Below are 9,314 nucleotides of genomic sequence, written 5' to 3' on the forward strand. Positions count from 1 at the left end.
GGGCAAGCCCGCTCGCCACACAACCTCGCCTGCCACAAAAGCCCGATCGGCATAACCAGCCCGTTTGCCAAATATGCAGACTTCGACTCGAACCCACCCTCCAAAAAATGACGCCCAAGTCACGATTTTCGGCATTCCCCCGCCCCCACAACGATTTATGTAGTGCTCAAAAATAATCACTACATAACCGTTGACGTATCCTTTTTGTCCTTGCATTATCGAGACGTCTCCCGGATCGGGAGCGTTAGTAACAAGCGTTTTGAAAGAGCTCGTCTGACCGCCGAGCTTTTTTTTCCGGATGTGCACTGCCCACAAGGCAGATTGATGAAGCTGACCCGCCCCGAAAGGGAGGGTACAAGGAGCTCAAATGCTGCTTGTCTTCGTTATGAAACCATTGCGTAGCAGTTCATCAGCAAGACTACATGCATCAGGTTCAAGACCCTGCCCGTATTCGGCAGACCGTCACTGACGCCCGGTTTTCGCAACCGGAGACAACTAAGCAGTTTTAACGGAATCAACTGATAGATCGCCAACTGGTCAAGGGGCTTACACATGAATCTGAACAACCAACCAACTATCGACGAATTGGCTGAGATGTTCGCAGCGCAGAAAGACACACTCGACGACCATATCCTGTGGATTGGCAAATCGGGCGAAGTGCAACTTGACTGCCTGGAGCCCAATACCGAAGAGGCCGAGTTCGACCGCAATCACCGGGAACTGGCAGCGCGCCTCAAGGTATACCGTCGCGGCCAGGGTTATGTGGGTAAGAAAGCGGCAGCCGATCGTAACTTTATCGAGCAAGTCTTCCATACACTTAACACCGAATGGCAGCACCTCAAGGGCCAATCGCAAGTTAAGGTAATTGATAGATACTGCTGATAAAAACTAATTAACACATTAAGTCCGCCCGGCTAGCCGAGCGGACTTTTTTATTACCATCGTTATTCTGTTATCAACACAAGCCGGCCCCGCAGTGGTCATAGCGGGAAGCGACCTTTCGCGGCTTCATCCCGAAAGATATCGAACAACACCTGCGCCGCCGCCGACAGCTCATGCCCCGGCTTGGTCAGCACACCAATCGGTCGCTCGATCACCGGATCGGTCAAGGTGATGCAATGGGCACCCGCCTCTTCCATCTGCTGCGCACATAACGCCGGCACCGCGCTCACGCCAAGCCCGCTGGCAACCATCTTGCCCACCGTTGCCAATTGATGGCTTTCCAGTGCGACCGGCAGCTTCATCTTTAACGCGCCCAAGTGTTCTTCCAGCATCACCCGAACCGTGGACGGCCGTTGCAAGGTTATGAAAGGCTGCTCCAGCAAGGTTTTCCAATCGATTTCGGCACACCCCGCCAACGGCGAATCGCCGGGCACCACGGCGATAAAGCGATCCAGGTACAACGGCGTGAACGCCAGCGACGACCCTTCTGACGGCTCAAACGCCACGCCCAACTCCACCTGGCGGTCACGCACCATCTCCAGCACCTGCTCGTTGATCAAGTCATGCACCGTCACATTCACCTGGGGGTAACGCGCGCGGAATATCTTCAGAATCGGCGGCAGCAGGTTGCCCGCGAACGACGGCATCGCTGCCACCGTTACGCGCCCACGCTGCAAGGTGAAACGCTGACGCAGCTCATCCTCGGCGTTATCCCAATCGGCGATCAGCCGACGCGCCAAGGGCAGCAGCGACTCACCTTCGGGGGTCAGTGCAACGTTACGTGTATTACGGCTGAACAGGCGGCCACCCAAGCCCTCCTCCAACCCCTTGATGGTCAGGCTCAGCGCCGATTGCGAGAGGTGCAGGCGCTCGCAGGCGGCGGCAAAACTCAGGCTTTGGGCCACGGCGAGAAAGGCGCGTATTTGTTTGACGGTCATGGAGGGCTCCGGGCGGCGGGTCGACTATGCTGTTTTCTAAATCAATCAACCTTAAAAAACAACTTAACAAATCAATCCGTCGGCGCAACACTCAGGTCATTGGCTAGCCCACATACAATAAAAGAGGTGCATATGGCAGGTTTCGATAAACGCGTGGCGTCCTACGAAGAAGCATTGGCAGGCCTGGAAGACGGCATGACCGTGCTCTCCGGTGGTTTTGGCCTGTGCGGCATTCCGGAAAACCTCATCGCCGAGATCAAGCGCAAAGGCACCCGCGACCTCACCGTGGTTTCCAATAACTGTGGCGTCGATGGTTTCGGCCTGGGCGTGCTGCTGGAAGAAAAGCAGATCAGCAAAGTGATCGCCTCCTACGTCGGTGAAAATGCCCTGTTCGAGAAGCAATTGCTCAGCGGCGAAATCGAAGTCGTCCTGACCCCCCAAGGCACCCTGGCGGAAAAAATGCGCGCAGGCGGTGCCGGCATCCCGGCCTTCTTCACCGCCACCGGCGTCGGCACCCCGGTCGCCCAAGGCAAGGAAACCCGCGAGTTCAACGGCCGCCCCTACCTGATGGAAGAGTCGATCACCGGCGACTTCGCCATCGTCAAAGGCTGGAAAGCCGACCACTTCGGCAACGTCATCTATCGCCACACCGCCCAGAACTTCAACCCCCTGGCCGCCACCGCCGGCAAGATCACGGTGGTCGAAGTCGAGGAAATCGTCGAACCGGGCGAGCTGGACCCGGCGCAGATCCACACTCCTGGCATCTACGTCGACCGGATCATCTGCGGCACCTTCGAGAAGCGCATCGAACAGCGCACGGTCCGCAAATAATCCACGTCCAGAACAATAAGAGGAAATAACCATGGCGCTTACCCGCGAACAAATGGCTCAACGCGTCGCCCGCGAAATGCAGGACGGCTTCTACGTCAACCTCGGCATCGGCATCCCGACCCTGGTGGCCAACTACATCCCGCAAGGCATGGAAGTGATGCTGCAATCGGAAAATGGCCTGCTGGGCATGGGGCCGTTTCCTACCGAGGAAACCATCGATGCCGACATGATCAACGCCGGCAAACAAACCGTGACCGCACGCATCGGCGCGTCGATCTTCTCTTCCGCCGAATCTTTCGCGATGATTCGCGGCGGCCATGTCGACCTCACGGTGCTCGGCGCCTTTGAAGTCGATGTGCACGGCAACATCGCCTCATGGATGATCCCTGGCAAGCTGGTCAAGGGCATGGGCGGCGCCATGGACCTGGTGGCCGGTGCAGAAAACATCATCGTGATCATGACCCACGCCTCCAAGGACGGTGAGTCCAAGCTGCTCAGTCAATGCAGCCTGCCGCTGACGGGCGCCAACTGCATCAAGCGTGTGCTGACCGACCTGGCCTACTTGGAAATCGAAAATGGCGCTTTTGTCCTCAAGGAACGCGCACCTGGCGTCAGCGTTGAAGAGATTGTGAGCAAGACCGCCGGTAAACTGATCGTCCCGGACCACGTTCCAGAAATGCACTTCCAGTGAGGACAGATTCCATGCAAGACGTCGTGATTGTTGCTGCCACCCGCACCGCCGTGGGCAGCTTTCAAGGTTCGCTGGCCAGTATCCCGGCACCGGAACTGGGCGCCGCCGTGATCCGTCGCCTGCTGGAGCAGACTGGCCTGGACCCGGCCCAAGTGGATGAGGTGATCCTCGGCCAGGTGCTCACGGCCGGGAGCGGCCAGAACCCGGCACGCCAGGCCTCGATCCTGGCCGGCCTGCCCCATGCAGTGCCTGCCCTGACCCTGAACAAAGTCTGTGGCTCGGGCCTCAAGGCCCTGCACTTGGGCGCGCAGGCCATCCGGTGCGGCGACGCCGACGTGATCATCGCCGGTGGCATGGAAAACATGAGCCTGGCTCCGTACGTACTGCCCGCCGCGCGTACCGGTTTGCGCATGGGTCACGCCAAGATGGTCGACAGCATGATCACCGACGGTCTGTGGGATGCGTTCAACGACTATCACATGGGCATCACCGCCGAGAACCTGGTGGACAAGTACGGCATCAGCCGTGAAGCCCAGGATGCATTCGCTGCGGCGTCCCAGCAAAAAGCCAGCGCCGCCATTGAGGCCGGGCGTTTTGTTGACGAGATCACGCCGATTCTCATCCCCCAGCGCAAGGGCGACCCGGTTGCCTTTGCCGTGGATGAACAGCCACGCGCCGGCACTACCGCCGAATCCCTGGGCAAGCTCAAACCTGCGTTCAAGAAAGACGGCAGCGTCACCGCTGGCAACGCCTCCAGCCTCAACGATGGCGCCGCTGCGGTGCTGCTGATGAGTGCCGACAAGGCAAAGGCCCTCGGTCTACCGGTGCTGGCACGCATCGCCAGCTACGCGAATGCAGGCGTCGACCCGGCGATCATGGGCATCGGCCCGGTGTCGGCCACCCGCCGTTGCCTGGACAAAGCCGGTTGGAGCCTGGGCGACCTCGACCTGATCGAAGCCAACGAAGCCTTCGCCGCGCAAGCGCTGGCGGTGGGCAAAGAGCTGGAGTGGGATGCGGACAAGGTCAACGTCAACGGCGGCGCCATCGCCATCGGCCACCCCATCGGCGCCTCAGGTTGCCGCGTGCTGGTGACCCTGTTGCACGAAATGATCAAGCGCGATGCCAAAAAGGGCCTCGCGACGCTGTGCATCGGTGGCGGCCAGGGCGTAGCCCTCGCCCTCGAACGCAGCTGATTCAAAGAGCAACACAGAAAAGGCCTGGTTCCACGAAAACCAGGCCTTTTCTTTAGACACAGTCTCTGCAAAAACACAGAACAAATGTGGGAGGGGGGCTTGCTCCCGATCGCAGTGGTTCAGTCACCTTTACATTGACTGATGCACCACTATCGGGAGCAAGCCCCCTCCCACACGTGATCTGCACCGTCAGTCAGGCCGGGGTACGGCGAACACCGCACTCGCCCGCGCCACCACTTTTTCCCCCACCTGCAAGCTCACCGTGGCAAACGCCATCTGCCGACCCCGCTTGTGATGCTCCAACCGCACCACAATCCACTCCCCCACCTGCACCGCGCCGAGGTAGTCCACGGTCATGCTCGCCGTTATCAGCGGCAGCGGCGGCTCACTGGAAAACGCCATCGCGTAGCCCATACCGATATCCGCCAGGGTCGCCAGCACTCCACCGTGCACCGTGCCGCGGCCATTGGCGTGGCGGTTGTCGGCACGCAGGCAGATTTCCATTTGCAGCGCTTCACCCCGACAGTACGCCGGACCCAGCAGATCCAGCAGTGGGCTGCTGCGGGGTAACGCGACAAAACCTTGCGGCACGGCGTGAGCGATCATGGCGAGTGCTTCCTTGGAGTCAGCCTTGAGGTGTACTCCAGGTCCACTGAGGCAACCATCACCATCAGCCGTACAAATCCCTCGGGATGCTTTGCGTTAATCCGCCAGACCCGCTTTAATCGCCGACAATTTCTCCTGCACACGCCAAGGAACTGCAATGCGCCATCTGGACGGCACCCCTAACCCGCTTCGCGCGTCTCTTTTGCTGCTGATGGTCGGCCTGACCCTGGTGGGCTGCTCACCCAAGGAGCACGCCCGCGCCACAGCGATCAACGGCGAACAGGGCCGGGCCGGCGCGCAATTGGCCTATGAGCATGAACTGACCCTGGCCCTGCCCGGCGCCCTGCTCGCGCCGCGCATGCAGGCCACGCGCGAAGCGTGTGAGTCGGCGCGTTTTGGCGCCTGCAATATCCTGGGCATCACCGAGGACGGCAACGGCGGCGAGATCATCCTGCGCATTGCGCCCACCGGCGTAGAACCGATGGTCGCCATGGCCGCAGAAGGCGCAACACTCGGCCAACGCATCACCACCGCTGAAGACCTGGCCGATGCGGTCGCCGATGTACGCCGCCGCCACGACCGGCTGCAAGCCCAGCAGCAACGCCTCGACGAATTGGCCAAGCGTAAGGACATCACAGTCAGTGACCTGATTGCCTTGAGCAAGGAGCAGGCCGGTATCGAAAACGAACTGCAGGAACTGGCCCAGGTCGCGGCCGGCCAGCAACGTCGCCTGGACACCAACCGTGTGACCTTGAACTTCCGCTCCTCCGACGGCGCGAATCAGCCTTCACGCTTCAGCCGTATGTTCAATAACCTGGGCGATAACCTGGTCGACGGCACGGCAGATGCCCTGGAGCGTGCCAGCTATGTGTTGCCGTTTGTGATCCTCGCGTTCCCGGTAGTGTGGCTGTGGGTGTGGCTATGGCGCCGCTTCGTTGTGGCGAGCGGGCTTGCCCGCGCTGGGCTGCGAAACAGCCCTGGTCAAGCAGAACGCGATGTATCAGACGGCAAACCGTGACGGGTTTTGGGGCTGCTTCGTTGCCCTACGCGGGCAAGCCCGCTCGCCACAGTGATGAAAGGGGTCAGCGCTTCATGCAGCGCTGATAGCGCTCATCGACGCGCTTGGCAAACCACGCAGTGGTCAGGTTGCGGGTGATCTTGGGGCTCTTGAGCACGATGCCCGGCAGGATCGCCCGCGGCATCGGCTTGCCGGCGGCCTTGTCGGCCAGGGCAAACACGCGTTTGTAGAGGGCGGTGTCTTCAAAGTCCAACTCCTCGCCCTGCTCCAACTGGCTGCGGATGCTGGGGTTGCGCATGTCCAGCTTCGCGCCGAGTGAGCGCACTGCCAGCTCAGTGGTGCCGGGGAGCAATGAGCCGTAACGAATCAAATCCCCATCCAGCGCCAGCTCGGTGCCCGAGGCCCGGCTGACGGCGGCCTGGAACGCCGCATTACGGCTGGCGTACCAACCCGCATTGAAGTCGGCAAAGCGGTACAGCGACTGGTCATAGTTCACCGGGTAACCAAGCAGATGGGCGATGCCGAAGTACATGCCGCCGCGTCGGGTGAAAACTTCGCGTCGGATCGAGCCGTCCACCGTGTAGGGATAACCCCGCGCCCGCTTCTGCGCAAAGTCGATGCTCACCTGCATCGGGCCTGCGGTATGCACCGGGTTGAAGCCGCCAAACAAGGTCTTGCCCAATGGCACCATGCTGATGAAATCATCGAAGATGCCGCTGAGGTCCTTCTCGGTGCGCGCAGCACTCAGCCGGTCGGCGTAGGTCTTGCCGGTGGGCGAACGCAATTGCAGGGCGCTGCGCACCACAAAGGCTGGCACATGCACAGTGCCGGCACGGCGCAGCATTTCATCCTGGGCGATCTTGCCCATGTTCGGCACTGGCGGGTCGACCTGATAGGTGGACTCTTGCTCGGTCACCGCCAGCACCGCGCAGATGTTTTCCGTGCTGGGGTAGATTTTCTGGCTGTCGAAAGCGGTGTAGATATCCTGTGCCCAGCCGTTGCGATCCGCCACCTTGGCGGGCAACAAGCGCACGATCTGCGCTTTCACCTCGGCCTCGCTGCGCTCTGGCTGTTGCGGACCACGTGGGGTGGAGCAACCGGCCAGCACCAGCAAAGTAGTGAGACACAGAATCAAGCGGCTTGAGTACATGAGGCTTCCTTGGTGACGACGGGCCGGGCATTGCTGATATCGACAGGTAAGTCTACTCGGGGTTCGCCGGGCTGCCGAACTCAGGGTGTTGCTTGGAATTACGAGGACAAAACTCATCGAAAAATCCCACTTAACTGCGGGATAAGCACTACAGACCCCTCCTGAAAACCTCTGCAAAGTCCTTCGCCTGATCACACAGCGCGAGGGATTGCAGATGGTTTGTCTTGTGGGTGTTTGGGTTGATGGGGCTCGCTCTTGATCGGCGCGACGGGCCAAACCATTGGCTTGCTGGTGCTGGCGGCCATGGATGCGAAGACCCGCGACGTCGACGCCGTGATTGGCGACTTCAAGCGCTGCCTCAATAGCTACGAAACGTGGGCGGAGAGCTTTTTCAGCTTTTCGGCGCTGGATGTCGAGCAGGTCTTCAAGGTCGGTGACGAGGTTGAGCTTGTCGTGCCGATCAACCGCTCGCTGTTTCCCAGCAGCACCACCGCGCAGTGCAAAGCCAACGGCACGTTGACCCTGGTGCACATGTTCCAGAGTTCACGGTTCGTGCCCATCGGCAACACGCCCGTGATACTGCAACGCATCGACCCGAGCGGTGGCCCGCTGGGTGAGCCGATCCATAAAACCATCGGGCCCAGCGGCATTCTGGAAATCACCGAGTGTGATCGCAACCAGAAGTATCGTGTCAGCTTCTACCCCAATGTTTCCAAGCAGCACTTCAAGACGCTGTATGCCTCGTATCAGTCGGTGATCGCACCGCTTGAGGGCTGGTTGCGCAGTGAGTGGAGCGGCACGTTTGAGCCGCTTTGGAAGGACTATTCCGAAGCCAATTTCCTTCAGCGCTACCTGACGTTGCACAAGGCTTATGCCAGTGGGTTTGGCGAGGCGTTGTATTCGGTGTGGGACAGCATCAAGCAGTTGCTGCAGTGGCTAAGCCACCCGCTCGACAATGCTGAAAAGCTCTTGCATTACCTGTCACAGGCACAGTTTGAACAACTGCTGGGCGTCAGCGCCGAAACCCTCGCAAAAGGCCTGCTGGTGCTCAGCGATGAGCCGCTGTTGTTCATCTATCTGTCGGCCATGGTCAGCTGGATGCGGATGCTGCCACCGCCATACATGAACGAGTTGCTGGGGGAAATCAGCGCTGAAGTTCTGATCAATCTGTTGCTCGGCCTCGCCACTGCCGGGATGGGGATGGCGATACGCATGAGTGCGAAGGTGCTGAGCGGCATCAAGTCCGCGCGCGCCCGCAAATGGCTGGAGCACATGGCTGCTCAATTCGGCAAATCCCGCCTGGATGATCATGGTGAGGTGGCGAAGCCGATATTGCTGGGTGGCCCGGCGATGGCGATCAAGACCGTGCCGGCTGCGCCGTTGAAGGCTGGGAAGCAGCTGGTTTCCAACCCGGTGCCAGCGGTGCGTAGCAAGTCCCAGCAGACGGTGTTGGTGCAGCAGGAGCACGTTGATGACGTGCCCGTGTCGGCGAAAAATCCTAAGGGGGATGCGGCAGCTTCTGCGGATAAAACCGCCACCAATGGCTGCCCGGTGTCGATGGTCACCGGCGAGGAATTGCTGACCCTCACTGATGGGACGCTGGACGGGGTGTTCCCGTTTGAGTGGACGCGGCTTTACCGCACCAGTGCGGTGGAAGTGGATTATGGGTTGGGGTTTGGGTGGAGCCATTCGCTGGCGCAACGGCTGGCTGTTTCTGGTGATTCCGTGGTGTGGACGGACCATGAGAACCGACGCACTGAGTTCCCTTTGCCTACGGCCTCTCGGCCGGCGATCACCAATAGCCTGGCTGAAGCAGCGATCTATCTGGGGGATTTGCCCGATGAACTGGTCCTCGCCCAGGCCTCGCGTTTCTATCATTTTCGCGATGGTGTGCTGGTCTCGATCAGCGATGCGTATGACAACCGGCTGCGCATTTCTCGGGATT

General features: G+C 60.1%; 10 protein-coding genes. 6 read left to right on the forward strand and 4 right to left on the reverse strand.

Going from position 1 to position 9,314, the window contains the following annotated elements:
- A partial coding sequence (locus GIW02_RS26390) for a hypothetical protein (RefSeq protein WP_236422195.1) occupies window positions 1-216 on the reverse strand: 216 nt, incomplete at its 3' end.
- Between the two features lie 336 nt (window positions 217-552).
- Between GIW02_RS26390 and GIW02_RS26395 the strand changes: the two genes are divergently transcribed.
- Window positions 553-882 (forward strand): hypothetical protein, encoded by a 330-nt coding sequence (locus GIW02_RS26395; protein ID WP_236419988.1) that lies wholly within the window; start codon window positions 553-555, stop codon window positions 880-882.
- Window positions 883-980: 98 nt separating this feature from the next.
- On the opposite strand, the gene GIW02_RS26400 is transcribed toward GIW02_RS26395, so the two are convergent.
- Window positions 981-1,880: a LysR family transcriptional regulator gene (locus GIW02_RS26400; protein WP_236419987.1), complete on the reverse strand. Its 900-nt coding sequence runs from the start codon at window positions 1,878-1,880 to the stop codon at window positions 981-983.
- Window positions 1,881-2,012: 132 nt separating this feature from the next.
- Here GIW02_RS26400 and GIW02_RS26405 point away from each other — a divergent pair, with 132 nt between their 5' ends.
- From GIW02_RS26405 to GIW02_RS26415, 3 genes are read left to right on the forward strand one after another with little or no spacing between them, the layout of a single operon-like run.
- Entirely contained in the window at window positions 2,013-2,711 is a 699-nt protein-coding gene (locus GIW02_RS26405; protein WP_236420014.1) for a CoA transferase subunit A, read from the forward strand.
- Window positions 2,712-2,742: 31 nt separating this feature from the next.
- Window positions 2,743-3,402, forward strand: coding sequence for a CoA transferase subunit B (locus tag GIW02_RS26410; RefSeq protein ID WP_236420013.1), 660 nt, complete (start codon window positions 2,743-2,745; stop codon window positions 3,400-3,402).
- An 11-nt stretch (window positions 3,403-3,413) separates the two neighbouring features.
- A complete protein-coding gene (locus GIW02_RS26415) occupies window positions 3,414-4,595 on the forward strand; it encodes an acetyl-CoA C-acetyltransferase (protein WP_236422196.1) in 1,182 nt (393 codons plus the stop codon).
- Between the two features lie 189 nt (window positions 4,596-4,784).
- On the opposite strand, the gene GIW02_RS26420 is transcribed toward GIW02_RS26415, so the two are convergent.
- On the reverse strand, window positions 4,785-5,201 hold the full coding sequence (locus GIW02_RS26420) for a PaaI family thioesterase (RefSeq protein ID WP_236419421.1): 417 nt from the start codon (window positions 5,199-5,201) through the stop codon (window positions 4,785-4,787).
- Window positions 5,202-5,358: 157 nt separating this feature from the next.
- On the opposite strand from GIW02_RS26420, the gene GIW02_RS26425 reads away from it, so the two are divergent.
- The gene (locus tag GIW02_RS26425; RefSeq protein WP_236419422.1) at window positions 5,359-6,219 is read left to right on the forward strand and encodes a DUF4349 domain-containing protein; all 861 of its coding nucleotides are present in this window, start codon (window positions 5,359-5,361) and stop codon (window positions 6,217-6,219) included.
- A 64-nt stretch (window positions 6,220-6,283) separates the two neighbouring features.
- On the opposite strand, the gene GIW02_RS26430 is transcribed toward GIW02_RS26425, so the two are convergent.
- Window positions 6,284-7,369, reverse strand: coding sequence for a DUF1615 domain-containing protein (locus tag GIW02_RS26430; protein ID WP_236419423.1), 1,086 nt, complete (start codon window positions 7,367-7,369; stop codon window positions 6,284-6,286).
- A gap of 303 nt (window positions 7,370-7,672) precedes the next feature.
- Between GIW02_RS26430 and GIW02_RS26435 the strand changes: the two genes are divergently transcribed.
- Window positions 7,673-9,314: DUF6531 domain-containing protein (locus tag GIW02_RS26435; RefSeq protein ID WP_236422197.1), on the forward strand; the 1,642-nt coding region annotated here is incomplete at its 3' end.

The organism is Pseudomonas syringae (genome assembly GCF_021606685.1).
In the GTDB taxonomy this organism is placed as follows: Bacteria; Pseudomonadota; Gammaproteobacteria; order Pseudomonadales; family Pseudomonadaceae; genus Aquipseudomonas; species Aquipseudomonas syringae_R.

Bases quoted from the DNA above. Each gene is read 5' to 3' on its own strand.
- GIW02_RS26395 (WP_236419988.1), top strand. From the start codon at position 553: ATGAATCTGAACAACCAACCAACTATCGACGAATTGGCTGAGATGTTC.
- GIW02_RS26400 (WP_236419987.1), bottom strand. From the start codon at position 1,880: ATGACCGTCAAACAAATACGCGCCTTTCTCGCCGTGGCCCAAAGCCTG.
- GIW02_RS26405 (WP_236420014.1), top strand. From the start codon at position 2,013: ATGGCAGGTTTCGATAAACGCGTGGCGTCCTACGAAGAAGCATTGGCA.
- GIW02_RS26410 (WP_236420013.1), top strand. From the start codon at position 2,743: ATGGCGCTTACCCGCGAACAAATGGCTCAACGCGTCGCCCGCGAAATG.
- GIW02_RS26415 (WP_236422196.1), top strand. From the start codon at position 3,414: ATGCAAGACGTCGTGATTGTTGCTGCCACCCGCACCGCCGTGGGCAGC.
- GIW02_RS26420 (WP_236419421.1), bottom strand. From the start codon at position 5,201: ATGATCGCTCACGCCGTGCCGCAAGGTTTTGTCGCGTTACCCCGCAGC.
- GIW02_RS26425 (WP_236419422.1), top strand. From the start codon at position 5,359: ATGCGCCATCTGGACGGCACCCCTAACCCGCTTCGCGCGTCTCTTTTG.
- GIW02_RS26430 (WP_236419423.1), bottom strand. From the start codon at position 7,369: ATGTACTCAAGCCGCTTGATTCTGTGTCTCACTACTTTGCTGGTGCTG.